Consider the following 25,437-nt stretch of genomic DNA (forward strand, 5'->3'; position numbering starts at 1 on the left):
GCGTATTCAATGAGATACCTTAATCAACAACTACCGCTTTCGTCGGGTGACCATTCGCATGCATCTCCCATTGTAAGGTCGTTTTCAGCGATGTACGTCGAGAGACAAGCATAGTTACAGAAGTATTTGGGCGATCCACATTTGTCGGTACAATCACGTACACAGATTGGGTTGTGGTCGAATATATGCGACTCACAGTACGCGCACTCCTCTTCTGCGTCAGGTACTGCAATGCTCGTAGACATATTTGTATTAGGAGACAGACCGAAGAAAGTGTTTCGCAGTCACCCGTCTAAACTCCATGGACGATACCAGTTGGCTCTCATACTGTATTCAACGATCCCACTAACGTACCGAACCACTGACTACTAACTTCGCCATTCTCCGAAACTGAGGTTATCATCTGAGCTTCTCAGAAGTTACCATCATACAATTTCTTGTTGAGAGCCGCCAGCGTTTAACGCCTACCACTAAGAACAATGAACCATGCCGAATGAGCTGGCCGACGGAGTTCGTGTGTGGTTAGTGGAACGAACGTATTCGGACGACGAGCAGAACCTCATCATCCTGACCTATGCTACCCCAGATGGTGACCGCTACTACCGAAAGGAGCGAGCACTCACTTCCTTTACTGATACCTGAGATACGACAGCAGCTGTTACCGTTGACTCCGACAATCTTGGCTCGGTTGACGATCCAGAGCTGCAAGAGCGATACGCTGCCGAAGCTCAGCGGATGAAGGACTCCCACACCCCTGACGACAGCATATAACTTCAATATTGGCGCTACAAATAGTGGGAACCTGCCCGTTATGCTTCGGCGATTCCTACAATAGCAATATGCGCGAACTCGTCTTCGCCCTTGAGTATGAGCCTGGGTGCAATAAAGTAGCAGATACACTTGCTACACACCCTGACGCCCGGATTCGATCACTCTCGTTACACGCTACAACCGAGCGCCTCTGGCGAGTTGACCATGCCACTGGAACGCCCGATGCACTCACTGATATCGAAGATGCTTTTCTCACCGCTGACTACTATGCGGATTGTCTTGCGACCGAAGATTGCGGTGCTTCTCAATCTACCGAGGTTCTCGATCACACCGATGATACACTCGTCCTTTACTCGTATTGGGAACGCACTCCTACTTGCTCGTCTGTTCCTCATATCGCACGTGAACACCTTGGAGACGGCTTGCTGTTCGATACACGCCACGAGAGCCGTCACTATACATGGCGCATCATCCACCCGGGGAACGGAGATGTCGCTACGTTCTTTGCTGAGCTAGATGATGCTGTCGGCGACTGTGCCCACATGGAAATGCTTCGAACGGCGGATACCTCTGTCTCGACACCCGGTGCAGACGACGAGGCGAGCGAACTCTCGCCGAAACAAGAGGCTGCACTTCGAGCTGCCGTTGAGCATGGCTACTACCAATCACCACGGGCCATCGACGTCGGCGAACTCGCGGAGCATCTTGATGTGCCACGATCGACGCTCACCTACCGACTTCGACGTGCAGAGGAACATTTAGCAAAACAGCATGTTTCTCGTGAACAGATTGCAGATGGGCCGTCGACTCCGGTTTGACACTGCTTCTTTGGGTTTGGAATATTCCAACTAAGGCTTATCGAACTGACTGTCCAATCTCTACGTAATGACTGATGACGCGACGACTGAGCAGGTAGGTAACGGGCAATCGCGAGAGCTTTCGCTCCGTCTCACGGTCCCGGAAATGGACTGTCCGTCCTGTGCACAGAAGGTCGATAAGAGTCTCCAGCGTGTGGAGGGCATCATCGAGATCACCTTGCAACCGACCACAGGGATGGCCACGGTTACCTACAACCCCGAATATGTCGCCAAAGCTGACGTCGTTGCGGCCATCGAGAATGCAGGCTACGAGGTTGTTGACGACGAGGGTGACTCCACGGAAGCGACTGGTGGCGAGATGGCGATTGCACCGCCATCAGAGATCTGGACGAGTTCACGGGCGATCAAAACGTGGATTGGTGCAGTGTTCGTCACATTTGGGCTTCTCTTCGAATTCGTCCTCACGGGACAGAATCTCGCCATTGCAAGCGTCCTCAATTACCCACTTACGCTCGCTGATGGGGCATTCCTTGTCGCAATCGCAATCAGTGGCTATCCGGTTATTCGCGGTGGGTATTACTCGGCACGGAATCGGAGTCTCGATATCGATCTTCTGATGGGGACGGCGATTCTCGCTGCGACGGGCATCGGCTACTTCGTTGAAGCCGCGACGCTAGCCGTTCTCTTCAGCATTGCTGAGTTGCTTGAAGACTATTCGATGGATCGGGCACGGAACTCGCTTCGCGAGTTGATGGAGCTCTCGCCGGACGAGGCCACTGTCCGCCGGGACGGCGAAGAGGTGACCGTACCAGCCGACGATGTGGAGGTCGGCGAGACTGTTATCGTCCGTCCCGGGGATAAGATTCCACTTGACGGCGAAGTCATCGATGGTGAGAGCGCCGTTGACGAATCTCCGATTACTGGTGAGAGTGTCCCTGTCGATAAAACGATGGGAGATGAGGTGTACGCCGGGAGTATTGCCGAGGGGGGATATCTTGAAATAGACGTCGTCTCCGCTGCAGGTGACTCAACGCTGTCGCGAATCATCGAGATGGTTCAGGGCGCCCAAGAGAAGAAGACAGAGAAAGAGCAGTTCGTCGATCGGTTCGCAGGCTACTACACGCCCGTGGTTGTCGCACTGGCCATTCTCACCGCCGCGGTCCCGCCGCTCGCATTTGGATGGCCGTGGCAGACGTGGTTCATCCGGGGCCTGACGTTCCTCGTGATAGCCTGTCCTTGTGCGTTCGTTATTTCGACGCCCGTCTCCGTGGTGTCGGGCATCACGAGTGCTGCAAAGAATGGTGTTCTGATCAAAGGTGGGAATCATCTTGAGGCGATGGGTGAGGTTGATACCATCGCACTCGACAAAACTGGCACACTCACGAAAGGTGAACTGACTGTCACGGATGTCGTCCCACTCGGAGACTATAACGAAACAGACGCTATTCGATACGCTGCCGGACTGGAGCAGCGAAGTGAGCATCCGATTGCGGAAGCAATTCTCACCCATACTGACAAGGCAAACGTGACCGCCCTTCCAGAACCCGCTGCATTTGAAAGTCTCACCGGAAAGGGGATCCGTGCTGAACTCGAGGGCGACACGTACTATGCAGGCAAGCCCGCACTGTTCGAGGAGCTTGGCTTCGACCTGTCGGATACTCACCGTGCGACAGATGGCGGTGCGATGACGAAGGATTCGATAACTGAAGAGAGCAGGGACGTGCTTGTCGATTTGGAACAGGAGGGTAAAACAGTTGTTCTTGTCGGCACGAAGTCGGATCTGGTGGGTATCGTGGCGATCGCCGACGAGATGCGGCCGGGCGCTGAACGTGCTGTCGAACGCCTGCACGAACTGGGTGTCACCCACGTGGTGATGTTGACTGGTGACAACGAGGGAACTGCACGAGCGATTGCTGAACAGGTCGGCGTTGATGAGTATCGTGCTGAACTCCTTCCCGAGGAGAAAGTCGATGCAGTAGAACAACTACAAGCAGAGTATGGCGATGTTGCGATGGTAGGTGACGGTATCAATGATGCGCCAGCCCTCGCGACCGCTGAAGTGGGTATCGCGATGGGTGCAGCAGGGACTGATACGGCCCTCGAAACGGCGGACATTGCATTGATGGGTGATGATATTGAGAAACTTCCGTATCTGTACGCGCTGTCGCACAAGGCGAACGGCGTTATCCGACAGAACATTTGGATGAGTCTCGGTATGAAGGCAGTGTTGGCGATTGGCGTGCCGCTTGGATATGTGAGTGTTGCGCTTGCAGTCGTGGTGGGTGACATGGGGATGAGCCTCGGGGTGACAAGCAACGCGATGCGGCTGTCGCGGCTCAAACCTGACCAGTTTTTCGAGTCCTGAACGGCTACTACGTACCCCAAAACGTTTCAGCCGACCATCTCGATACAATCATCCCGGTCTTGAGATCCATTCCCACTCATTATCCATTTTCTGAGCTCTCTTCCTAACGAACCACCGTGCGTTTGTCAGCACTCTCTGGAAACGTGCTCGCCTGTGATCTAATCGGCGGGAATAATCGAGGTCGGTCGATCAGGCTGCCGTGCTGCTTCGACTGAATAGACCAAGCTCCCAGTGAAGAGGATGATACTCCCGATAATGAATAGTGCACTGAGTGGAGACGCTGTATCGACGAATACCCAATAGAGGGGTGCTGCAATAGAGGGTCCGGCTGCGAGCACTGCGATTTTCGCAACGAGTGGACCACAACACCCACACGTACAGGAGCCGACGATCGCAGCACTCCCAACCGTACAATAGCGATTCTATATCCGGTATTTACACTGGACGTGGTGGTGTGTAGTGCACTTCCGTCTTGTGCAACATGGGGTAGTGATACGAACGGATCTCAACTAAGTCAGCCTGGATTCACTGTCGTAAAAATCCGAAATGAGCAGTAGATTCAGTAGTTCTCAACATCGACACCTCGGATGTAGTCAAAATCCGAATCACGGGTGACAACAGTGCCACCGATAGACCGAACAATGGCACCAATCATTACATCGGGTGTGCCAACAGGCGTCCCGCTCTCGCGCAATTCTCGCTGAATTTGTGCTGATTCACGGGCCGCAGTTTCATCAAAATCCAACACAGTCGCCCAGTCAAACGTGTCGAACACGTCGTCCATCGTCATTGGAGAGTCCGACCACAAGACGCCCCGATACGTCTCATACAATGCGACTGTCGTGGTTGCCAGCATCGTGTCTTCATGGTCGTCCAACCACGCTTGTGCACCGTCATCTCCCTCAAGATAGTCGATAAGGAAGCTACTGTCCAAACAGTTCATCCTGTCTCTCTTTGAAATCCTTGTCAAATTCTTCGCGCTGTTCTTCGTAGGCCTCTCGGAGTCCCGTCCCTTCGAGCTTGCCAAAGCCTTTCCATACGTCCTTTTCGTTACCGAACTCGCGGAGAATCACGTCGGTGAAACTTTCTCCTTCTCGCTTTCGAGATTTGAGTTTTTCATAGGCCTCTTCGGTGAGACTAATGTTCTTTGTACTCATACACATACACATACACAGTACACGGAGATAAGTGTTGTGTCAACCTTCCAACGTGAGATTAGAGTATAAGCAGAAGTAGACCCTCCCCGGGAGTGCCCAACCAATCTATGTACGGACACTACTCCCAAAGCAAGCATCTACTCCTCGAGGCAATACTCTGGCTCGAACTTCCATCGGTAGCGCGGATGCATTCAGGTAGAATATATTATCCTGAATCCCTAGCGCGCCTATTGTCTTCTATTCGCCGACGATCAACGTGCCGGAAGCCCGACCCATCCAATCCTCATCGCTCTACACTCCGACTCTCGTGTAAGTCATGTTGAAATCCACTTCCCAACTAACCCCGTCTTCCGAACATTCCCACGTCCCCTCGAGCACGTCGTTGAAAGTACCCGTGTGATCAAACAAAGCCCGGAAACATGTTCTGAGGTGATGATTCCGGGAGTATCGCGTCGAGAACCGTGACACAATCCGACGAGCCAACACGCCAGCATCTTCAATGAGTCGGAGGAGTTGTGACTTCGGGAGGGTATTCATTCTGTCTCGTTCCCTCACTAACTATGTTTAACAATGTGGTTTTCAACGAGATCTAGAAATTCTACCAGCGGCAAGATCGTGGTGGAAATACATTTTTCAGATACTAGAATCTCAACAGATCATGACAGACAGAACTCTGACCCTCTCAGCCCCTCATAGAGGCCATCCGAGAGGTATTTTAATCCGGTGTCGCAGGCAATTGTAACCACCGTATCATCGGGAGGACGCTCTGCTGCGATCTGCTGCGCTGCCGCGACGTTCATTCCAGTACTTGTTCCAACGAGAAGCCCATCATCGCTTGCGAGCTGCTGAACACAGTCGATGCCCTTCTGAGCGGGGAGTGTTCGAACACGGTCGTATCGTTCCTGCTCGACGAGCGGTGGGGCTCCAACAATGGCTGTCCCCTGTACGGTGTGAGATCCGGTGGTTCCACTGGAAATGACGGGCGATTCTGCAGGTTCGACGAGCGTGACATCAACTTCAGCACCGTGATTTCGGAACGACTGAGATACACCCATTGCACAGCCACCTGTCCCGACGATCATCACGAACTCGTCGATGTTTGGCCGCTGATCGAGAATCTCCTGCCCTAGTGCCTCGTATCCGTTGAGTTGATCTGAATTGGTGAACTGATCGGTAAAGTACGCTCCCGTTTGTGCCTGCACTTCTTCGGCTTTGTCTCGGAGGTCGTCAAATAGTCCGTCGTACGACGTGCCGTTGGGCGTTTCGACGATTTCGAGGTGTGCCCCGAGAGCTCGCATCGATGCGATTTTTTCCTCTGCGACACAGTCGGCTGTCACGATGTGTAACGGATGATTTAATACCGCACACACGAACGCAAGACTCGACCCGGTACTGCCACCAGTGAATTCCACAACTGGCTCACCTGGCTGGAGCACTCCGTGTTGTCGTGCTTTGGTAATCATTGCAAGAGCCATCCGGTCTTTCAGACTTCCTGTTGGGTTTGCTCCTTCCCATTTGACGGAAATCGATGCACCGCCCTCTGGGCGCATCGAGGGGAGTTCGACCATCGGTGTCTCACCGATTGCACCGAGTGTGTTAGTCTCGTTCATTGGTGTAGGCATGCTTGGGTATTACTCCTGTGTTTGGGGGCATCTCTTTTGCTGTTTTTGGTCTGACTGTGATGCATTGACCAAACAATCGGCAAGGTCGTACGGTTATATATCTGGTGGATGTTCTGGATTAGCCCCTTTACTCCAACAAATTGGCTGGAGTTACAGGGCACTCCAAAGTGCGAGCAGTCCGAACCCGATGATAACGGCACCCGCCAGTCGGTGTAGCTGCACGATCCCACGAAACACGTTGTCATTGACACCACATTCTACGGACGCTCAGCTGCGAGCCGCCACTACTGCCAGCGAACGAGCGACTGCGTGCAAAAGCTCACGAAGTTCGCCGATACAGATTCTCAAGCCGTTCTTGACGTACACCGTTCGGCGAACCGTGAGGGAGGTGATGCAGACCGCAGGTTGCCCGCCGGAACGCGGGCGATCTACGGTTTCTTGCCGCCGATGATGGGAACGACAAGCAATCGCTCCGCAAAATCTCTTCGTGAACTCGGGATTCGCCGGCTCATCAAACATCGTATCTTCGCACCCTACGACCATGCTCACAACGCCAGAATAGACGCAGTGCTACAATCAGCACTCGATGTCTGAGACGGTGAACTCGGCTGTGAAGCGTTTGCTTGGCTTCGCCGTGCGAGCGTGTCTTGGTTCCATGAATTCTGAGAAATCGCGCTGATGTGTGTTGGCTATAACATCAGGCGTGCCGTGAAACAATGAATTCCACCGTCTTATGACGATTCAATATATTCCTTCAGAATGTTCTCTGGATCGCAAGGTGACCAACCCGGTTGAGAAACTACAGCATTGTGTGGAAGGACGAACACGTGTGCGTCCCAAGGAGATGCTTAGGCTACTCGTGTGAGTACGCGCTCCCGAACGACAAGCAGACACGGAAGTACCGTCACACAGGCGATGAACGCGTAGGCGATACTTAACCCGGTAACAATGCCAAAGCGTTGGAGCGGGGGTGACAGCGCCAGTGCGAGCACCCCAAAGCCTGCCGCAGTCGTCACCGCACTTCCGAGTAACGCACCACCAGTTCCCTCAAGTGCTGTCTCCAGCGTCTCGGCGAGCGAATCGTGGCGAGGACGTTCATCGACGAACCGCTCACTGACGTGAATGCTGTAATCCACACCGAGACCAATCGCCAGGCTCGTGATCACGACGGTCTCGCTGTTGAATGGGATATCGAGCACGGACATGGTGCCGAGCAACCACGCGAGCGCGATTAGGACGGGCGCGAGCGTCACGACACCCAACCCCGGCGCGCGGTACCGCCACCAGTACATACCGATAAGAAGGGCAAGAATGACCCCAAGAGTGATAGCAAATCCTTCGACGAGCGTTTCGAACAGGGCACTTTGGACGACGGCAGTGATGACCGGACCGCCCGTTGCAACAGCTCGTACTGGGGCGTTCTGTTCGATAGCCGAGGAGATGTCTCGTACATCCCTTGCGACCGACTGAGCCGAGGCGTCTCCCTGCACGCCGATAGTTAGCCGTGCAGATTTGTACGACCCGTTCTCGGCACGATAGAGGACCGACGATGCTTGTTCGGGAGCCGCACCGAACACCAGGTCATAGACTGCCGCGACGTCTCTGTCTGGGAGGCCGTCATCATCCGTGTCACGTGCTGCGATTGAATCTGCAACCGTTTGATTTTCCGAGGCGACAGCTCGAAGGACAGATGTTGGACTTTCGATAGCTGCTCTTCCATCAGAACCGACGACGATTGTCTTGTTACTGTTCGTACTGCGGACCACGTCGTCGGTTGCGGTAAGCAGTGCTGGCGCGGTCACGTTCCCATGTATCAATATCTGGCCTTCTGAGCCCTCTCCACGTTGGCGGAAATTGTCGCTGAGGTATGCAAGGTTCTCACTCACCTCATACTCACCAGGTGCGAATGGTTCCGGGAGAGACTCCATCCATGACGGAGCATCCTGGGGGATGAAATCGGCTTGGTTGAACTCAGTGTCGATATTTGTCGCGCCGTACGCCCCTGCGGAGGCGAGGATTAACGAGAGGACAATAACGACGATGGGAGCTCGCCGAGCAACCGTCGCCGTACCCGAAAGAACACGGTTCAACCGGCCGGAACCGACACCGACGGCGGGGGCATGCCGATCGCGGCCACGGCGGTCGAAAAACCGTTCGAGTTCGAGCTTGACGGCTGGTACAAGCGCGGCGAAAACGACGAAGATGGCGACGATTCCCACACCGCTCAGGATGGCGAAATCTTGAATTGATCCCAACGGACTGACGTAGTTCGAGAGGAACCCGACAGCCGTCGAGAACGCGGCGGTGGCCAAAGCGAGAACGACCCCGGCGACTCCGAGACGCATCGCTGTCGCGGGGTTTCGCCGACCGACGTTCTCATCGTCGGTGTCGAGCACTCCCTCTCTGGCTTCGCGGTAGCGCATGACGATATGGAGTGAGTAATCGATGCTCAGGCCGATAAGCAAGAACGGAACGGCGATCAGGGTCGAACTCGACGGAATCCCGAGCCACCCCTGTATGCCAGCGTACCACACCAGCACGACGGCCACGCTGAATACACTCACAAGAACGTCGATGAGGTCTCGGTAGGCAATCGTGAGGACGGTGAGCAAGAGAACGATTGCAACGGGCGTGATGATGATGAACGTGTCACCGATGGCTTGCGAAGATTCCGCATCGATGGTACCCTGCCCGAACACAAACGCGTCGTCAAAGCGCTTCTCGACGTATGAGCTGATGACCAGCTGTGCATCGTTCACCGACTCGGTGGTTGTCGCCGAACTGCTCGGACTCTGCTGAAAGACGAGGGTCGTTCTCGCGTCTGCATTCGTCGTTCCTGGTTCGTAATCCGTCGGTAGAAATTGGGTCGGGTTATTGCCGGGGACAGACGCCTCTGGGTCGAGGATACGGCTGAGATACGTTTCGACTTCCTCGCTGGTGCTGGATTCAAGTGCTGTGATCTGCTGGTCGAGTGTCGGTGCTGACGACTGACCCTGTCTTGCCACCGACGTATTGTTTCCAGAATCATTGGCGATGGCTGACGAACCGCTGCTTTCACTCTGTTCGTGTGCGTACGCAACGTTCGCAACCACGTTCTCAATGCCGACCATCCCCGTCCCGTCACGAAGTGTCGCATTGACCGATTCGTTTTCTCGGAGTTCCTGCTGAAAACGGAGACTTTCGAGTAGCGATTCGCGGGTGAGTACGTCACCGCCTTCGTCCCTGACAACGACCTGTGCAACAGCTGTATCGTCCGTCTCGTACGTCGCTTCGATACGATCAAGTGCCGCCTGTTCTGGAGAATCGATGCCAGCTTGGCCGATCTGTCCTTCCCCAGTGGTGCCGACGATCGCGCCAGCGCCAACGAGGGCGCTGAAGACGAGCAACAGTACAATAAGTAACCTGCTCCGCGATGCCACTAGATCCGCGTACTCGGATGTCAGGTTTCGCTTCATCGATTACTGACACCGCCTCTTATTCGAGTTGGTGTGAAATCTGACTGATTGACAACTATCTTGAATCTGTCCATACATTCATTTCGATTAGGATTGATAAGGGACAATGGAAGGTTCCCAAAACGTGGGAGAACTAGTCGAAGCTTCGAACGCACCTGCTGGGGTAGCTACCCTCGACGAGGGCAGACCGGATTCTACGTCTGTTTGAGCCCATAGATCATCACAATGAATCCGATACTGATGATCACACTCTCAAGGGTCATCCCGATAATAACGGAAGCTCCCCCAATGTGATGAAAAACGCCAACGAGAAACGTTCCGAGCGTGATGACTGTCAACCCTATCGCAAAGAACTGGAGACCTGCGATTCGCGTGCGATTGTACGCTCTGTATGCCATCAGAGACACGATACCCCCGAGAACGAGGGTAGCAATCTTGACCACGCCAAGTAAAACGATAGAGAGGTTCATTTCGATTCCTCCTTCATTGCAGACCAAAACGTTGCCATGCGGTCTTCTGGGTCTTCTTTGGGTCGGGATACCTCGATCGTGAACTCGTCATCGGTGACGCTAATTGAGATATCAGTAAAATTGCGTTCGTAGAGAGTCGCGTTCGGTCCGTCCCGTCGAACTTCGGTATATTCACGGACGAGCATTGATTCGCGGAGCAAGTCGAGCTTCCGGTACACTGATGAACTCGATAGAGCGCACTCCTCACAGAGTTCGCTGGCAGATTTCGGTTTGTCCAAAAGCGTGAGTATGGTTCGACACTTATCGTCCTCAAGGGATTTTAACACCGTCGGGAGGGCGGGTTCGTCGATTTCTTCGGACGACAATCGGCCCATTTCAGTAGATGAGTTATGAAATGATATCTTCGACGGAATCAGTGATAGCCGATTCGAGTCAACGTTTTGTTCGGTCATCTCTGTTGCTGTATAACGTATACTTGCTGTGGCATTTCATGGGTGTCATGTTATAGTGCTCAATTCTTTCGTCGTGGAGCTTATACAGTCGTGGGTCATTCCCAGGTTGCTGGAATAGCACGTTGAACCCTTCGATGCTGTTTCTATGTGCCACGAATGTCGATCCCAGACTTTGGGATGTCTCCTTTGACGTTTATAATCTCCCTCGAAATAATTGATTGATGGCACACGAAACTACAAATCGAGTCAACCCGAAAGCCATGGTCTGCAGAGTTGCCAAAACAAAACGTGACTCAGCCTGCCGACTTATGTCGTAGTGAGAGTATCATCTGAATAAGGGCACGACGCTTAATACATGTGAATCCAATAAAGATAGTAATAAAACCAATAGCAGTAAGAGGGCTAATCAATTGATCCAGAAGCGCCCAACTAATGAGGGCTGCTACGACTGGTTCAAGATATCCAATAAGATTGATTTCCATCGGCCCTAGTTCATCAAGAAGTTTGAAATAAATAAGAAACGCAACAGCCCCAGACACAAGTCCCAAATAGAGCAATGATCCAGCTGAGATCGATGTCCACTCGATCAAACCCATTGACTCGCCACGAACCAGACTTGTAATGTGAAGAAGTGGTGCTCCGAAAAGCATTCCCCAAGCTTGTAGACTCCGCGGTGGCATCTGTGTGTTCAGTGGTCGAGTAAGAACGCTTCCAAGTGCGAAGCAAGCAGACGAGAGTAGAACAATAGCGGTTCCAGTCACATTTGCGGATAATATCTGTCCAGGATCAGGATCAGCTACAAGCGAGACGCCCAAAATTCCAAAACCGAAGCCAATGCCCGCAAGCCATGTGAGCCGTTCTCCGAGAATTACACCTGCGAACAGTGCAGTCAGCACAGGGCCAAGACTAATAATGACCGCAGCGACTGCTCCAGAGATATATTGTTGACCAATGTACAATAGAGCGTGATGGCCTGCGATGATGAATACACCGACCACCACGATTACAGCTACATCAGGGAGGGTTTGAGGCTTCCAGTACTCGATTGTGGTTGCCGCAAAGAGGAGAATTACGAACCCAGCGATGTAATATCGTAGTGCAGCAAAGAGCACTGGTGGGAAGAATGGTAGTCCAATATCAATGGCAACAAATGAACTTCCCCACAGTACGCCAAGCAAAAGGAACTGAGCCACGATGAGACGCCTGTTCACGTAACACTCACCTCCTTACGTCGAGTGGTCATCACAGCCTGGACTGTCTTTTTACGTGTTGATGGTTGCGTGGTAGCACAACCCGTGTGTGATAATGTTTTGATAAAACTGCATTTTTTTGGCACGAAATACAACATGATATGCCTACTTCGATTTCAATTCAAATAGTGATGTGGGTCACGGTTGAATATGCCGTATTGATGCCAGTCGTTTGAAGCCCAAATACACGGTGTCGAAGGAAAGCTCAAATTAACATAAAATAGTAAATAGACATACATTACCGGATTCGCGGTGAGTAGATAAAGCCTTTTTAGCGAGTCAGAGAACTCAGAAGACGAGAGAGCAATAATTGTTGATTAATTTGTTTTCTGCTTTTTTCAGATGTTCCCAAGCGGTTGTTGGATGCACGTCAAGTTCTTTTCCAATCTTCTCAATTGTAGTTTCGCTATCTGAGGAGTAATAGCCGAGAGTAAACGCTTTGTGGAGTGTTTCGCGTTGTTTTGTCGTGAGTAGATCTGTTGGTGGTGCAATTGGAACGATTCCTGTTTCTGATTCTCGCACTCCGGTTCGAGAAAGCAATTCAACCGAATTTTCATATCCCTCAATCGCCTCGATGAGCTTGCGGAGATCAACATTGGATTCACCCCGAACTTGCCAACGTTCAACTCCGTCTTGAACGACCACTAATTCCACTGGATAGCAGCTGAACTGCTCGATTAGCTGTCTGATACTCGGATTGTCTGACGAATACTCTACTGAGACAATTATCTGGCTTGTATCTGTTCTAACATCTGTGTCAAGGTACGTCACCTCCGGGCGTGCCCGCAATGCGTCTAAAAATTGTTCCGTTTGTACCTCTGGGCCATCGACATAAATCAACCGTCGCTCAGATCCATCATATATCTTCGAAAGATATCGGAGTTGTATATCGGAGACCATCGAACTTTCATCAGAGATTGGGCATCCTTGATGCCGAATTAATAGCGTAGCGTCCCACATTGTTGAATACTTATAGGCTTCACAGCATATTTCTCTTCCCCTATATACTGGGCAAGACATTTTCGCGAGTCTAACTACAAGTATGAGATAGAAATGAATCACACGAACAGGAGTAATGGTTTGAATGGCTGAAGTGGATATCGCGACTCAAGCCCATGAAGAGTTGGGGTTTTCGCGATGGTGGCAGATCGTTGCAGCGGTGGTAATGATGGCTCTCGTTAGTCCATACCAATATGTGTGGTCGTCTATTCAAGAACCACTTGCGAATGACCTTGGAGTTTCATTACCGGCACTTGGAGCTGTGTTTACGCTCTACGTGATCTTTCAATCGGGAACCCAGTTTCCTGCCGGCTGGTGGCGTGATCGGCATGGACCACAGACAATGACGGTAGTAGCAGGGCTTCTCGCTGGTGGTGGTTACGTCGGTCTCGCATATGCAAACGAACTCTGGCAAGTGTATTTTCTGTACTCACTTGGTGCGATCGGTGTCGGAATCGTCTATACGATTGCTGTGAATACTGCCGTCAAATGGTTTCCGGACAGGCGTGGGCTCACAACTGGTGCTGGTACGATGGCATTCGCGGCAGGAAGTGCCCTCTTTGTCCCGTATGTGCGAGCAAATGCTACTGTTAGTGCATTTGCGTCCGTCCTGGAAAATGTTGGATTGCTCATCGGCATCGGTGTCATTGTTGGTGCACTCGTTTTGCGAGATCCACCAGATGATTGGCCCAACGACACCGAAACTCCTGACAAGAACAAGGCAGATTTGATATCGGATCCAAGTCAGACAGCACAGTCGACTGCTATGAACCCATCAGTGAACAGGACACCCCAATACACTTGGGATGAAGTAGTGCGAACGTGGCAATTTTGGGTAATGTATGCGATGTTTGTTGGTATTTCTGGAGCGAATCTAATGCTTGCGGCGAACCTGATTCCATTTGCTGAGAACCTGGGAATCGCCGCATTCATTGCAACTGCATCAGCAACTGTGCTACCGATTGCTGATGGGATTGGTCGACTCGGTGTAGGCGGAATTTCCGATCGGATCGGTCGTGAACGCTCAATGATTGCAACCTTTTCACTCTGTGGAATTGGCCTGTTCTTGCTTGTCGGGATGGGAGCGATCGGCTCTACCCTCGGATTTCTCGGAGCTGTTGTGATTGCAGCCAGCTTTGAGGGCACTCAGTATACCTTGTTTCCAAGTGTTATCGGAGATTACTACGGTGAAGAGCATTCTTCGACAAATTATGCAATCCTCTACTCCGCAAAAATGGTTGGTGGCATTTTCGGCGGGGCCGCAGTCAGTTGGATTGTAGGCGTTACGAATTGGACGACGGCATTTCTCATCGGTGGTGTACTCGCATTGATTGCTGGGTTGGGGGCAACCGTGTTACGTGCCCCAGATACCGAGGCATAGATCTACAACAAGCCCGTTATGAAGGGTACACTATTCACTTGACCGACACGTATCAATGTACTAGCGAGCGTCTCTATCGGTATACACACACTTTTCGCTGATTCTCAGTATATGAAATTCCACCGATTATTTACAATACATCACCTCAGTAGTATGCTAGAGACACACAATCTGGGTAGTGTGGAATACTTGTGAATTAGAGACATGAGTGAAAAATCCACTGAGCAAAAGAATCACACCGAAAAACGCGAGTTCGAGAATAACGTTTCCAGCGATTCAACACACGAATCTTGTCCCGAATGTAGTGGACAAATCATCAATGACGGTGCACGTGGGGAGACAACTTGTAAGGAGTGTGGTATCGTATTCGACGAAGAAATCCTGGATCGTGGTCCGGAGTGGCGCGCATTTAATTCTACAGAAACGAAGAACCGGAGTCGCGCAGGTGCGCCACTCACACATTTAATGCATGATAAAGGACTCAGTACGACTATCGGGTGGCAAGATAAGGACGCAAGAGGGAATCCTATTCCTTCGGATCGGCGAAAAGAACTTCAGCGACTCCGAACATGGGACGAACGTTTTCGGACAAAGAACGCTCAGGAACGCAATCTCAAACAAGCCCTCGGCGAAATCGAGCGAATGGCAAGTGCTCTTGATCTCCCAGAAAACGTCCGGGAGACCGCGGGTGTACTCTACCGTCGAGCTGTTGAGGAAGAACTCCTCCCCGGCCGATCAATTGAAAGTGTCGCAACAGCTAGTCTGTACGCAGCTACTCGACAACTGGACTCGCCCCGCACATTGGTTGAATTCTCCAATGTTAGCCGTGTCGAGGAACGACCCATTCAACGTGCCTACCGCTACATATCTCGGGAGCTTAATCTCAAAATTGAGCCGACCGATCCTGTACAATATGTTCCACAATTCGCATCAAAACTTGAGTTGAGCAGTGAAGTCGAGCATGTTGCCTGTGATCTTCTGGAAACAGCAAAGGCACAGGGCCTGCATAGTGGCAAGAGCCCGTCAGGGCTTGCAGCAGCTGCTCTGTACGCTGCATCCCATCTAACAAATGACGCTCTCACACAACAAATGGTAAGCAATGTTGCTAATGTCAGTAAAGTCACGATCAGAGATCGCTACCCAGAACTCCTCGAAGCGAAGGAAAAATGACCGAAGAAGGAAGCGTGAAAGCGGATATTCTTTCTGTGCTTTGTCTCGGCGATCCTTTATCCATTATTGAACTTGCTGATCGACTCGATGAACATCCCATTACTGTTGATGAAGCATGTTCACAACTTCATAAAAGCGGTTATATTATTACAATTGGTGGTGGCCGCTATTCTTTGACTGACAATGGATACGAGTTGTTAGCCAACGATAGAAACCAAGATGAATCTTGAGTCAATTATCATCTCTAATTCTCTCAACGACTTCTTCGCGGAGGAGAAGATCCGGACGCCGACGGCGTTTGCACGCGAGTTGGGCGAGACCCTTGATGACGAGGTTTCAGTCCTAAAGCAGGCGGCAGATAACGACGTCTCGATTTACTACCCGGCGCTGACAGACGCCGAAGTCGGGAACTTCCTTTACTACTATCGCCAAGGCTACGACTCGGAGGTCTGCATCGAGATTTTGGACGATTGCGATTCACTTATCGAAGACGGGTTACTCGCGGATTCGACGGGTCTCATCGCGGTCGGGGGCGGCGTGCCAAAACACCACGTAATTATGACAAATATCTTTCGGGGCGGGGCGGACTACGTTCTTTATATCTCGACAGGAATGGAGGGCGACGGATCCCTATCGGAGGCTACACTGGACGAGGCTGTCTCTTGGGGAAAGATAAAGGAAAAGCGAACGAACTACACGCAAGTTGAGGCGGAGACGACGCTCGTCTTCCCACTGCTTGTGGCGGGTACATTCAAGCGATAGGCGACACAGCAACCCGCCTCGAATCTCCACCCCAACAGGCCGCCAACTCGTCATCCGATTTTATATATCTCATCTGGATTCTACTGTATCTACTTCAAGGATGGTTCCGACCATAGACCAGTTCGATTCGTCTGGTTCTTTTCGGCCAACAAGGACAGACTCGTTATTTTCACTTGAGATGAATCGGTATTGGGCATCCTCGTTCTCGCGAGTCCCTTCTGCCTGAAAGTCTTCTTGAAAGAATTCAGCTCCGGAGATATGAAAGATTGCGTTCGTCCCGTCGTCAAGTGTGAGTCTGATGGGATCCGGACTTACATTGTGAATTCGCTTCGCAATTCGATTGAGATCTGCCATACCTGATCGCCGAGAGCGTGGCAATAAACGGTTTTGATTATCTCCTTGTCCTTTCGGCGTAACAGTACGAACCTAGTACCATAATTGCCTACATCACTGCTATGTGAACTACCCTCTGGTATCCGTCCCGGAACAGCGACGAGCGGTGAACCAGGCCGTCACGAGTGGAAACCTATACGTCTGTCCCACACAGGGTTCGTATATGGCGAATTCCAGTCCGTCCGCGTTCATGCTGGGCATAGTCCTCGGAATCGTACTCGTCGTCTTGGGTATCGGTGCCTACGTCCTCTCCGACTTCGCGAGTATTACGGCGCTCATTCCTGCTATCTTCGGCGTTGTCATCGCCATCCTGGGCGTGGTGGGACGCCAGCAGCCGGCTCGGCAACGGCTCGCTGCCTACGGAATCGGCCTCCTGGCGGTTCTCGGAGTGCTGGGGTCGATGCGGGGGATTCCAGCGATCATCGCGTTGCTAACTGGCGACGCAGTCGACTCCGTTATCGCGGCCGTCTCTCAGGGCGCGATGATTGTTATCTGTCTCGCCCTCCTCGTTGCCGTAATCCAGTTCGTCCACGATACGCGTACATCGACGGATCCGTGACCAATCATCTCACCGGCGACATTCTTCCAGGAGCTGTGAACCCATTCCAAGCATTCCGGTGGAGCTGTGATGCTGCCCGAGTTTGGCCTGCTGTTACATCGGGGACTTTGAGAAACACTATTCGATAGTCAACGCCTTGATTGAGGCTGAAGACACATACTGATGAGTCCGCTAAGAGCCGGAGGCCGTCACAACTTTGAACTGGGATGCAGTAACCGTCCTGTTTCGGTACGCTTTGAACCCTTGAATACCCGTTCGACCGAACACGATGAGTATGGAAGTCTCGAGTATTGCAGTCGATGAGTCTGTCTCGACCGTCTCACCCCCCGAAGAGTTGTGGAATGCTCTCAGGAACGCCGTCGACGAGACTCACCATCTGATGTCCACCGAAAAATTCGCGACGATGCAATTCTGATTAACGTCGCACGTGGCCCCGTAGTCGACCAGACGGCGCTTGTCGACGCCCTCGAAGCTGGGGAGCTCGGTGGCGCTGCACTCGATGTCTTCGAGGCGGAACCGCTGCCCGAGGAGTCTCTACTCTGGGAGTTCGAGGAGGTTCTTATCACTCCCCACTGCGCAGGGTTCACTGAGGACTACTATCGGAACGTCGCGGATCTCGTCCGGGAGAACCTCGCCCACATCGACGCTGGCGAGGATTTCGTCAATCGGATCGTATAGTCGAGTGGCTTGGGATTACGCAGATTGCGCAGTTTGAACAGAGACACGATAGAGTCCGGCTACAGCTGTTCTGTGATGTACTTCTTGAGCAGCGTTCGATGACACCGCTTCTGGTCGGTGTTCTCGAAACAGACTAGGACGAGGTGTTCCTCGTTACGGAGGCGATCGGTGAGTTCAGCGACTGCGTCTTGGGCTTCCGCAGTTTCGGTGAGATATGCTCGGTACCGGTCCTCGAATCCGACCTCGTCCCAGGCAGCATTATGGGCGCCTTCGTCACACAGCCCTTGCATCTTGAAATCCTCGTGGCGCCGTTTGAACTCGTCGAGGAGGTCTGGGGGTGGACCGAGTGCAGGATAGTTCTCGTCGATCGTTGTTCTGAACCAGCCGGTTGGCCGGCGAACTACACCCACGTGCGTGGCTTCAGGGGAAATGTCCACGAGATCATGCTGTAGCGCTGCGACGTACGTATCCTTGAGGCGGTCAGTTGTGGTCATGATCTCTGTCTTGGCCGTTTGATACCCAGCGTAGTCAACCTCCCGGTGGACGTCTGTGCCGCTCCTGCTTGGTGAGACTTCTATGATAGTTAAAAAAAGTCGAGGAATACGACTGGCCTATACAGTCGAAGCCCACAGCAGGCAGGACATCCACATCGATTGTCCCAGTGGATTGACGCACTGCTGCCATAGTGCACGCCAAATGGAGACTACTCCTTGAACAGGGGTTGAGAATTAGACGATGTTGTCTCACATCCCTAGCTTGGAACCTCTCGACAAGAACCATTCAAAGCAGTATGATCTCGGAGTGTCTGTGTGTACCGGCGGCAACGACGAGTACATCCTGCCAGTGACGGTCGGATCTGATGCTCTCAATGCATGTGTTCTCCAGTAGCGATTCCCAAGCCTCCCTTTGAACCATTGAGATAATTGTCCGCAAAATCATTTGGTTCTTCACCCGCTGGCAACCGACTCTCTGACCACCAGTGCTCCTGATGAAGGCGGTTAAGAGTCTGCAGCTTGAACCACCTACCGAGGAATGAGTACACATGACGGATAAAATGAAGGCTGTTCGTATTCACGAATTCGGTTCGCCGGATGTCCTCAGATACGAGGATGCGCCTCGCCCGGACCCGCTCGATGATGACGTTCTCGTTCGGGTTCACGCAGCGGGCATCAATCCAGTCGACTGGCGGATTCGACAGGGAATGCAGCTGGTGTCGATGCTGCCCGAGAACCCGTTTCCCCTCATTCTCGGGATGGACGTTTCAGGCGTCGTTGAGGAGGTCGGCGCGTCAGTCACTGAATTTGAGACGGGCGATGCGGTGTTCGGTGTCAACGGGTTCCCGGAGTTAGGTTCCTATGCGGAGTATTCGGCCACACCTGCCGAGCAATTAGCCCCGAAGCCCGAAACGCTCGGTCACGAAGAGGCGGCCGGCGTGCCAGTCGTCACGCAGACCGCCTGGCAAGCGTTATTTGAGTATGCTGATTGCACGGCTGACCAGCGAGTTCTCATCCACGGTGCAGCCGGTGGTGTTGGACACATGGCCGTCCAGCTGGCGAAATGGAAGGGGGCCGACGTAATCGCCACGGCGTCGGGGTACAGCGAAGACTATCTCCGAGATTTGGGCGTTGACGCGTTCGTGAACTATCGCGAAGAGCGCTTCGAATCAGTGATTGACGATGTCGATATCGTAGTAGATACAGTCGGGGGTGAAATCCCAGCACGCTCAGTCGACGTGCTCAAGGAACATGGGGTACTCGTCTCAGTTGTTGGACAACCATCCGGAGCGCTCACCACCAACCACGACATTGATGTACAGGTGGTAAGTGGGCGGTCGAATTCGCCGTCGCTCCTGACCACCATTAGCGAACTGATTGACGCCGGAGAAGTGCGCCCTACGATCAGTGCCGAATTCCCACTCGAAAATGCAGCTCGGGCACACGAAGTAGGTGAGACAGAACACGTACAAGGGAAACTCGTTCTCAGCGTTGCATGATTCGACATAGCGTACATTGTATTCAGATCCATAGCCTCTATCGGTGGAAGCTGCTACTTCACCCAAATTTGAACATACAATAGTGTTAGAATATTCATCCAACACCGATTCAGCGTGACCACCGCCCTGTAGCGAATGACTTACGGGGTGCACTTACCGAGAGAGTAGTAGAACGAATGGAATGGATACAAAAACTCCGGAACTCGCCAGCAGCAGCCGTGATTTTCGCGAGTACGCTCGTCGCTGTCATGGGTGTCTCACTCATCAGTCCTGCACTTCCAGCGGTGCAGGCAGCGTGGAACATTTCGGAGGCGCAGGCCAGCCTCTTGTTGTCGGCGTTCACGCTTCCCGGGATCTTTCTCACCCTCCCGATTGGACTGCTAACCGACCACATCGGTCGAAAACCGATTCTAATCCCGGCGCTCGTTGTCTTCGGGATCAGTGGGGGCGGTATCATCTTTATTTCCGATTTCAGCCTGATTTTGGTCCTGCGAGCCATCCAAGGGGCGGCGAGTAGTGCGATTGCAATGCTCACGGTCACACTCCTCGGGGATCTCTATTCCGGTGAACAACGACGAGTGCTGATTGGGACCAACGCGGCGATTCTCGCGGTGGGTGCCGCTGGCTATCCACTACTCGGTGGTGCACTTGCAACAGTCGCTTGGTCGGCCCCATTCGCATGTTTTCTCCTCGCGCTGCTCGTCGCTGTACCCGGCATAACCTTGCTCGAGGAGCCACAACGGGATCAGAACAATGCGAATTCGAGTATCCATGCGTTCCTCACTGGGCCCACACCGATGACTCCCTTCGTCGTACTCTATCTGGCAATTTTCGGTATTTTTGTCATCCTCTATGGCGCGCAGCTTACCGCTGTTCCGTTCCTGCTCGCCAACGAATATCACCTCTCTTCAGCCGGCATCGGCCTTCTCGTGGGATTACCAGCGATTTCAATGGGGGCGACAGCAATGCAAGGTGGCCGCGTGCTTCGGTCGCTCACAACCTTCCAATCGATCGCACTCGGATTCGTGAGTTACGGGATCGGACTCGTCATCGTCGCCGTCGCGGACTCCATTTACCTGGTCGCTGGCGCACTCTTATTGTTCGGCCTTGGTCAAGGGCTTGCAGAGCCAATCACGGATACGGCACTCAACGAACGAGCACCGGACGAATTTCGCGGGAGTATCATGAGTATTCGTACAAGCGTACTCAGACTCGGGACGACGATCGGCCCGCCGCTCAGTGTCGGGACTGCAGCACTGTTCGGCTATCGACGAACGCTGTTGGTTTCCGGCGCCGGTGCCTTCGTCATTGGTATGAGCTGGTTCATGGTCAAACGTTTATAATATCTCCCGTACTTACTCGCTCACTCGCCAACGGGGAACTCTGTTGCATACGCAGTCGTTTGAAAATACGACTCCGAGAGACTACGTCTACTACTCTGACGTCGGTATACACCAAAATTGACTTATTTCACATCCCGTGGCGGCCGAAGAAGAAATACACTGAATCCCGTGACGATTGCCAATACACATCCCACGAGGAACGTCATCGACCAGGATGTCATCGTGATGAGGACACTCATCTGGTTGACGCTCCATTTCTAATCTCTTGGACAGTGAGTCTGGCTAATTGTTCGAAATCTACAGAATCTGGTGTGATATTGATCTCCAGCCCAATGTCACGTATCACACGTGCCGTCGGAGCGCCGATTGCTCCGATAACCGGTTCCTCTAACCCACGTTTGAGTTCCGCCGCATCGTCTTGCTCCGTAGCAATCTCGAAGAAATGACCGACCGTTCTCGGTGACGTGAACAATATCCCATCCAATTGACCGTCAATTGTAAGCGAGACTGACCGACCAGCTGATTTCGGTCTTTCCAATCGGTACAACTGCGTTTCATGGACATCTGCACCGGCAGCCTCTAGTCCCTGAATCAATACATCGCTGCCGTGTGCGCTGCGAGCGATCTCGACAGTCGCTCCGCTGACCTCAGCAGCGAGCTCTTCAACAAGACCGGCAGACGTGAACGTCGACGGCACAACATCCACTGAGTGGCCGTAGACTCGTAATGCCGAAGCAGTCTGCTGTCCGACGGCACATACTGTTGCCCTGCCAGGCTGCCAATCTTGGTCGGCAGCTATCTGTACCCCGGTCCGGCTTGTGAAGACGTAATAATCTGCCGCCGTTGGCGTCTCCCCGGTTGAACAGACCGTGAGCATGGGATCTGCCACTGGCGAAACTCCACGTGAGCGGAGATACTCGACTGCCTCGTCGATACGATTGTCATCGGGCCGGAGGACAGCTACTGTTGGCTTACTCATATTTTGAAAGATGGTCGTATTGGAATTAATGTGCAGCGGTTTGCAGAATCCGTCATTTCTGGGTTCTATACCGATCCGAGTGCTACAAGCCAGGACAAGACTGGATCGGCCGTGACTCGAATCGTGGCTGCCCCGAAACCGAAGGCGATGAGACTCATCAAGAGGACAAATTCGGCGTTGGCATCCTTCACACTCGTAAGAAGTGTGAGTAACGTGAGTGACCCAGAGAGGAGGCAGATGAATCCCCCAATGACAAAGCTCAGAATCATGAACACGGGATCTGAGAAACTCAGTAGTGGGAATGGGGGCGTATAGATGCCGACTACACGGAGAACAATGCCAATGCAGAGATACCCGGCGAAGCCGACCACTGTCACTGCGCTCCCAACCGATGACAGCCGAAACACTCGATAAAGCTCTCGCTCAAGCGGCGTCGATGGGTGCCACGCTCGCAGAGCGGAGGGGTGGAACATTTGATTACGGCCAGAGCCCTCGTGCTTCGTGTGCTTCCGCGATGCGGGACAGTGCGACGATGTAGGCTGCATCGCGCCAGGTGACGTCACGCTGTTCAAACTCTGATCGAACCGCATCCCACGCGGCCTGCATCTCCGTTTCGAGTTCCTCGTTCACTCGTTCAAGCGACCATGCCCGGCGATTGATATCCTGAAGCCACTCGAAGTAGCTCACCGTAACTCCGCCAGCGTTGGCGAGAATATCGGGCACAACTGCGACCTCTCGCTCGGCGAGAATCGAATCGGCCGTGGACGTCGTTGGACCGTTCGCACCCTCGACGACGAAATCAGCGGCGATCGCCTCCGCGTTCTCCTTCGTGATCACGTTTCCAAGCGCGGCTGGAATGAGTACGTCGACGTCGAGGGCGAGCAACTCGTCGTTCGAAATGACGTCGTCCGCGTATTTGGTGACGGCCTCTGGCTCTTCGTCGTGAGATGGAACCGAAGCCGTATCGATTCCCTCTGGGTCGTACATCGCACCGTTCACGTCACTGACTGCGACGACAGTCGCTCCCCAGTCGTCGAGTAGTCGAGCAGCATTCGCACCGACACTCCCGTAGCCCTGAATCGCGACCGTCGTCTCATCGAGTTGTCGGTCGTAGTGCTCGCAAACCAGTTGCGTGATGATCGCCACACTACGTCCGGGCGCTTCTTCACGGCCTTCACTGCCACCGACAATTGGTGGTTTTCCAGTAACGACACCCGGCGTCGTTTCACCTTCCTGCATCGAGTAGGCGTCCATCAACCATGCCATTGTCTGGGGGTCCGTCCCCATATCTGGGGCTGGGATATCCTGGTTGGGGCCGATAACGTCCCGAAGTTCCTGTGCGAACCGTCTGGTGAGTCGCTCCTTTTCCGCCGAGCTCAGCTCCTTGGGGTTAACCGCAACACCACCCTTGGCACCACCGAACGGGAGATCCATGACTGCGCACTTCCAGGTCATCCACATGCCGAGTCCGACACACTCGTCCCGGGTCACTTCGGGATGGTACCGGAGCCCCCCTTTGAATGGCCCTCTAACACTATCGTGTTGGGCTCGATAGCCGGCGAACACCTCAACCGTTCCACTATCTCGCTTGACCGGAATTGTTACTTCGTGAACCTTCTTTGGATACTTGAGCCGTTCGACGATATTCTGGTCGATATTCAGATGGTCAGCAGCATGATACAGCTGCCGACGGGCCGTTTCCAGCGCCGATTCCGAGTCGGTAGATTCTGCCGCCGTATCATCCGACCTGTTGCGGGTGGTATCAGTTTGAGATGGCATGGCTATTCGAGTGGAATCCGGCGATTTCGCATTGGACCGCTACAGTCGGGGCATTGGCTGGGGCTGTTCTCAGCGATGATGATGTTGCCACATTGGAAGCACTCATATGGGGTTTCTCCGTCCGGTTTGGGGTTGACATCTCTCATAATGAACTCACGAGTGCCTGCAGGGAATCCGGGGCACTCTGTGTAGATGTAATAAGTGTATAAGGGAATAATCAGCAGTTGACTATCAAACTATATTCTAATCAAGGGGTTAGCTATTAAACCGATCCGGTAGGCATCACGACAGTGAGATTGTTCTCCTCAAAAAACGTTGCAAACAGTTTGCGCTGAACGGTTCGAGCGTGTTTATAGAACGCTGGTGGGGAGATCCCGAGAGTTTCCGCAACGTCTTCCCCTGTACTCTCGCGCGGTGATTCGAAGAAACCACTATAGTACGCTGTCTGAATCACCTCGAGTTGTCGCTCGGTCAGCTTATTGAGGAACTTCGAGTAAAGATCGTGTTCTATCGATTGGTCGAGCGTCTGCTTAGAACGGAGTTCGACAGTGGAGAACGTCTCACGGACAAGTTGGGTGATTGTTCGGACGTCAATGCTGTCCGGAATATCGATGACCAACATCGTGGTGGTCGGATTAGCTGTCGCTTCCCGGAAGATAGCACCATGATCGGCGAGTTCTAAGGCAAGGAACGGCTGTGTGAAGCGTAACCGTAAGACGCCGCCCTCATCATCTACGCTGATCTGTTGTACATCGTCGATTGCAATGAGCTGGGCTGCTGCTTCAGCGACATCATTTAGAGATGCGTCTTCAACTGTGACAAATACATAACTTCCCTGATCAGATTGCTGGACGCCACCTTGATACGAGAGGGTACACGCAGCGTCTTGTGCAAGGCGTGAGAGGACAAACGTAGGGTCGTCGATAGCGAACTCGACACGCGTCATCGATGTCGTGAGGAGCGCGTTCTTCCGTTCGATTGCACTGAGGGCCGACGCGATGGTTTCCCCGAGTTCGGCAAGGACGGCCTTTGCCGTGTCGT

23 protein-coding genes and 4 pseudogenes are annotated in these 25,437 nt (G+C 52.9%); 12 read left to right on the top strand and 15 right to left on the bottom strand.

What is annotated here, in order from left to right; all coding sequences use genetic code 11:
- Positions 1-23: 23 nt before the first annotated feature.
- Positions 24-245 (bottom strand): hypothetical protein, encoded by a 222-nt coding sequence (locus tag HL45_RS21730; RefSeq protein WP_084157160.1) that lies wholly within the window; start codon positions 243-245, stop codon positions 24-26.
- Between the two features lie 241 nt (positions 246-486).
- On the opposite strand from HL45_RS21730, the pseudogene HL45_RS18830 reads away from it, so the two are divergent.
- From HL45_RS18830 to HL45_RS18840, 3 genes and pseudogenes are all read left to right on the top strand, one after another.
- Positions 487-771: pseudogene (locus tag HL45_RS18830) on the top strand (hypothetical protein).
- A 68-nt stretch (positions 772-839) separates the two neighbouring features.
- Positions 840-1,589, top strand: a complete 750-nt coding sequence (locus tag HL45_RS18835) for a helix-turn-helix domain-containing protein (RefSeq protein WP_049972751.1) — start codon at positions 840-842, stop codon at positions 1,587-1,589.
- 67 nt (positions 1,590-1,656) lie between these two features.
- Positions 1,657-3,954 carry a heavy metal translocating P-type ATPase gene (locus HL45_RS18840; RefSeq protein ID WP_211250907.1) on the top strand — a complete coding sequence of 766 codons (2,298 nt, stop codon included), beginning with the start codon at positions 1,657-1,659 and terminating at the stop codon, positions 3,952-3,954.
- Positions 3,955-4,513: 559 nt separating this feature from the next.
- Here HL45_RS18840 and HL45_RS18845 read toward each other — a convergent pair.
- From HL45_RS18845 to HL45_RS18855, 3 genes are all read right to left on the bottom strand, one after another.
- Positions 4,514-4,897 carry a type II toxin-antitoxin system VapC family toxin gene (locus HL45_RS18845; RefSeq protein ID WP_049972752.1) on the bottom strand — a complete coding sequence of 128 codons (384 nt, stop codon included), beginning with the start codon at positions 4,895-4,897 and terminating at the stop codon, positions 4,514-4,516.
- The gene (locus HL45_RS18850) at positions 4,878-5,111 is read right to left on the bottom strand and encodes an antitoxin VapB family protein (protein ID WP_049972753.1); all 234 of its coding nucleotides are present in this window, start codon (positions 5,109-5,111) and stop codon (positions 4,878-4,880) included. The genes HL45_RS18845 and HL45_RS18850 overlap by 20 nt, the downstream gene beginning before the upstream one ends.
- Before the next feature lie 656 nt (positions 5,112-5,767).
- Positions 5,768-6,733 carry a PLP-dependent cysteine synthase family protein gene (locus tag HL45_RS18855; protein WP_049972754.1) on the bottom strand — a complete coding sequence of 322 codons (966 nt, stop codon included), beginning with the start codon at positions 6,731-6,733 and terminating at the stop codon, positions 5,768-5,770.
- A 216-nt stretch (positions 6,734-6,949) separates the two neighbouring features.
- On the opposite strand from HL45_RS18855, the pseudogene HL45_RS20135 reads away from it, so the two are divergent.
- Positions 6,950-7,399, top strand: a pseudogene (locus HL45_RS20135) (IS5/IS1182 family transposase); the annotation flags it as partial.
- Positions 7,400-7,581: 182 nt separating this feature from the next.
- On the opposite strand, the gene HL45_RS18860 reads toward HL45_RS20135, so the two are convergent.
- The 5 genes from HL45_RS18860 to HL45_RS20140 form a co-directional block, all read right to left on the bottom strand.
- The gene (locus tag HL45_RS18860; RefSeq protein WP_049972755.1) at positions 7,582-10,188 is read right to left on the bottom strand and encodes an efflux RND transporter permease subunit; all 2,607 of its coding nucleotides are present in this window, start codon (positions 10,186-10,188) and stop codon (positions 7,582-7,584) included.
- Between the two features lie 194 nt (positions 10,189-10,382).
- The gene (locus tag HL45_RS18865) at positions 10,383-10,658 is read right to left on the bottom strand and encodes a DUF7521 family protein (RefSeq protein ID WP_049972756.1); all 276 of its coding nucleotides are present in this window, start codon (positions 10,656-10,658) and stop codon (positions 10,383-10,385) included.
- Positions 10,655-11,032: a winged helix-turn-helix domain-containing protein gene (locus HL45_RS18870; protein WP_084157162.1), complete on the bottom strand. Its 378-nt coding sequence runs from the start codon at positions 11,030-11,032 to the stop codon at positions 10,655-10,657. Before HL45_RS18870 ends, HL45_RS18865 begins: the two co-directional genes overlap by 4 nt.
- A gap of 371 nt (positions 11,033-11,403) precedes the next feature.
- The gene (locus tag HL45_RS18875) at positions 11,404-12,321 is read right to left on the bottom strand and encodes a DMT family transporter (protein WP_049972758.1); all 918 of its coding nucleotides are present in this window, start codon (positions 12,319-12,321) and stop codon (positions 11,404-11,406) included.
- 327 nt (positions 12,322-12,648) lie between these two features.
- On the bottom strand, positions 12,649-13,131 hold the full coding sequence (locus HL45_RS20140) for a helix-turn-helix domain-containing protein (RefSeq protein ID WP_158413730.1): 483 nt from the start codon (positions 13,129-13,131) through the stop codon (positions 12,649-12,651).
- A gap of 313 nt (positions 13,132-13,444) precedes the next feature.
- On the opposite strand from HL45_RS20140, the gene HL45_RS18885 reads away from it, so the two are divergent.
- The 4 genes and pseudogenes from HL45_RS18885 to HL45_RS18895 form a co-directional block, all read left to right on the top strand.
- Positions 13,445-14,740, top strand: a complete 1,296-nt coding sequence (locus HL45_RS18885) for an OFA family MFS transporter (RefSeq protein ID WP_049972760.1) — start codon at positions 13,445-13,447, stop codon at positions 14,738-14,740.
- Positions 14,741-14,944: 204 nt separating this feature from the next.
- Positions 14,945-15,910, top strand: coding sequence for a transcription initiation factor IIB (locus HL45_RS20145; protein WP_084157166.1), 966 nt, complete (start codon positions 14,945-14,947; stop codon positions 15,908-15,910).
- Positions 15,907-16,140 carry a helix-turn-helix domain-containing protein gene (locus tag HL45_RS20630; protein ID WP_144240146.1) on the top strand — a complete coding sequence of 78 codons (234 nt, stop codon included), beginning with the start codon at positions 15,907-15,909 and terminating at the stop codon, positions 16,138-16,140. Before HL45_RS20145 ends, HL45_RS20630 begins: the two co-directional genes overlap by 4 nt.
- A gap of 16 nt (positions 16,141-16,156) precedes the next feature.
- Positions 16,157-16,672 (top strand): annotated as a pseudogene (locus HL45_RS18895) (deoxyhypusine synthase family protein); the annotation flags it as partial.
- Positions 16,673-16,741: 69 nt separating this feature from the next.
- On the opposite strand, the gene HL45_RS18900 reads toward HL45_RS18895, so the two are convergent.
- Complete coding sequence (locus tag HL45_RS18900) at positions 16,742-17,026, bottom strand: hypothetical protein (RefSeq protein WP_049972762.1); 285 nt, start codon at positions 17,024-17,026, stop codon at positions 16,742-16,744.
- Positions 17,027-17,228: 202 nt separating this feature from the next.
- Between HL45_RS18900 and HL45_RS21735 the strand changes: the two genes are divergently transcribed.
- On the top strand, positions 17,229-17,624 hold the full coding sequence (locus HL45_RS21735) for a hypothetical protein (RefSeq protein WP_049972763.1): 396 nt from the start codon (positions 17,229-17,231) through the stop codon (positions 17,622-17,624).
- 307 nt (positions 17,625-17,931) lie between these two features.
- A pseudogene (locus HL45_RS18910) lies at positions 17,932-18,302 on the top strand (NAD(P)-dependent oxidoreductase); the annotation flags it as partial.
- Positions 18,303-18,361: 59 nt separating this feature from the next.
- Here HL45_RS18910 and HL45_RS18915 read toward each other — a convergent pair.
- Positions 18,362-18,796, bottom strand: coding sequence for a DUF488 domain-containing protein (locus tag HL45_RS18915; protein WP_049972764.1), 435 nt, complete (start codon positions 18,794-18,796; stop codon positions 18,362-18,364).
- 548 nt (positions 18,797-19,344) lie between these two features.
- On the opposite strand from HL45_RS18915, the gene HL45_RS18920 reads away from it, so the two are divergent.
- Positions 19,345-20,295 carry an NADP-dependent oxidoreductase gene (locus tag HL45_RS18920; protein ID WP_233274858.1) on the top strand — a complete coding sequence of 317 codons (951 nt, stop codon included), beginning with the start codon at positions 19,345-19,347 and terminating at the stop codon, positions 20,293-20,295.
- 176 nt (positions 20,296-20,471) lie between these two features.
- Positions 20,472-21,638: an MFS transporter gene (locus HL45_RS18925; protein ID WP_049972765.1), complete on the top strand. Its 1,167-nt coding sequence runs from the start codon at positions 20,472-20,474 to the stop codon at positions 21,636-21,638.
- Between the two features lie 235 nt (positions 21,639-21,873).
- On the opposite strand, the gene HL45_RS18930 is transcribed toward HL45_RS18925, so the two are convergent.
- The 4 genes from HL45_RS18930 to HL45_RS18945 all read right to left on the bottom strand — a co-directional run.
- On the bottom strand, positions 21,874-22,617 hold the full coding sequence (locus tag HL45_RS18930; RefSeq protein WP_049972766.1) for a uroporphyrinogen-III synthase: 744 nt from the start codon (positions 22,615-22,617) through the stop codon (positions 21,874-21,876).
- 477 nt (positions 22,618-23,094) lie between these two features.
- On the bottom strand, positions 23,095-24,396 hold the full coding sequence (gene gdhB, locus HL45_RS18940; RefSeq protein ID WP_049972767.1) for a glutamate dehydrogenase GdhB: 1,302 nt from the start codon (positions 24,394-24,396) through the stop codon (positions 23,095-23,097).
- 2 nt (positions 24,397-24,398) lie between these two features.
- Positions 24,399-24,542 (bottom strand): rubrerythrin-like domain-containing protein, encoded by a 144-nt coding sequence (locus HL45_RS20635; protein WP_144240147.1) that lies wholly within the window; start codon positions 24,540-24,542, stop codon positions 24,399-24,401.
- Between the two features lie 116 nt (positions 24,543-24,658).
- Positions 24,659-25,437: bacterio-opsin activator domain-containing protein (locus HL45_RS18945; protein ID WP_211250908.1), on the bottom strand; the 779-nt coding region annotated here is incomplete at its 5' end.

It is taken from the genome of Haladaptatus cibarius D43 (assembly GCF_000710615.1).
Taxonomy (GTDB): domain Archaea; phylum Halobacteriota; class Halobacteria; order Halobacteriales; family Haladaptataceae; genus Haladaptatus; species Haladaptatus cibarius.

What these genes read in the sequence shown, in the direction of transcription:
- HL45_RS21735 (WP_049972763.1), top strand. Translation starts at nt 17,229, where the DNA reads ATGGCGAATTCCAGTCCGTCCGCGTTCATGCTGGGCATAGTCCTCGGA.
- HL45_RS18915 (WP_049972764.1), bottom strand. Translation starts at nt 18,796, where the DNA reads ATGACCACAACTGACCGCCTCAAGGATACGTACGTCGCAGCGCTACAG.
- HL45_RS18840 (WP_211250907.1), top strand. Translation starts at nt 1,657, where the DNA reads ATGACTGATGACGCGACGACTGAGCAGGTAGGTAACGGGCAATCGCGA.
- HL45_RS18900 (WP_049972762.1), bottom strand. Translation starts at nt 17,026, where the DNA reads ATGGCAGATCTCAATCGAATTGCGAAGCGAATTCACAATGTAAGTCCG.
- HL45_RS20145 (WP_084157166.1), top strand. Translation starts at nt 14,945, where the DNA reads ATGAGTGAAAAATCCACTGAGCAAAAGAATCACACCGAAAAACGCGAG.
- HL45_RS18885 (WP_049972760.1), top strand. Translation starts at nt 13,445, where the DNA reads ATGGCTGAAGTGGATATCGCGACTCAAGCCCATGAAGAGTTGGGGTTT.
- HL45_RS18925 (WP_049972765.1), top strand. Translation starts at nt 20,472, where the DNA reads ATGGAATGGATACAAAAACTCCGGAACTCGCCAGCAGCAGCCGTGATT.
- HL45_RS18920 (WP_233274858.1), top strand. Translation starts at nt 19,345, where the DNA reads ATGACGGATAAAATGAAGGCTGTTCGTATTCACGAATTCGGTTCGCCG.
- HL45_RS18860 (WP_049972755.1), bottom strand. Translation starts at nt 10,188, where the DNA reads ATGAAGCGAAACCTGACATCCGAGTACGCGGATCTAGTGGCATCGCGG.
- HL45_RS18835 (WP_049972751.1), top strand. Translation starts at nt 840, where the DNA reads ATGCGCGAACTCGTCTTCGCCCTTGAGTATGAGCCTGGGTGCAATAAA.
- HL45_RS18930 (WP_049972766.1), bottom strand. Translation starts at nt 22,617, where the DNA reads ATGAGTAAGCCAACAGTAGCTGTCCTCCGGCCCGATGACAATCGTATC.
- HL45_RS18845 (WP_049972752.1), bottom strand. Translation starts at nt 4,897, where the DNA reads ATGAACTGTTTGGACAGTAGCTTCCTTATCGACTATCTTGAGGGAGAT.
- HL45_RS20635 (WP_144240147.1), bottom strand. Translation starts at nt 24,542, where the DNA reads ATGAGAGATGTCAACCCCAAACCGGACGGAGAAACCCCATATGAGTGC.
- HL45_RS20630 (WP_144240146.1), top strand. Translation starts at nt 15,907, where the DNA reads ATGACCGAAGAAGGAAGCGTGAAAGCGGATATTCTTTCTGTGCTTTGT.
- HL45_RS18855 (WP_049972754.1), bottom strand. Translation starts at nt 6,733, where the DNA reads ATGCCTACACCAATGAACGAGACTAACACACTCGGTGCAATCGGTGAG.
- HL45_RS18850 (WP_049972753.1), bottom strand. Translation starts at nt 5,111, where the DNA reads ATGAGTACAAAGAACATTAGTCTCACCGAAGAGGCCTATGAAAAACTC.
- gdhB (WP_049972767.1), bottom strand. Translation starts at nt 24,396, where the DNA reads ATGCCATCTCAAACTGATACCACCCGCAACAGGTCGGATGATACGGCG.
- HL45_RS18870 (WP_084157162.1), bottom strand. Translation starts at nt 11,032, where the DNA reads ATGGGCCGATTGTCGTCCGAAGAAATCGACGAACCCGCCCTCCCGACG.
- HL45_RS18865 (WP_049972756.1), bottom strand. Translation starts at nt 10,658, where the DNA reads ATGAACCTCTCTATCGTTTTACTTGGCGTGGTCAAGATTGCTACCCTC.
- HL45_RS21730 (WP_084157160.1), bottom strand. Translation starts at nt 245, where the DNA reads ATGTCTACGAGCATTGCAGTACCTGACGCAGAAGAGGAGTGCGCGTAC.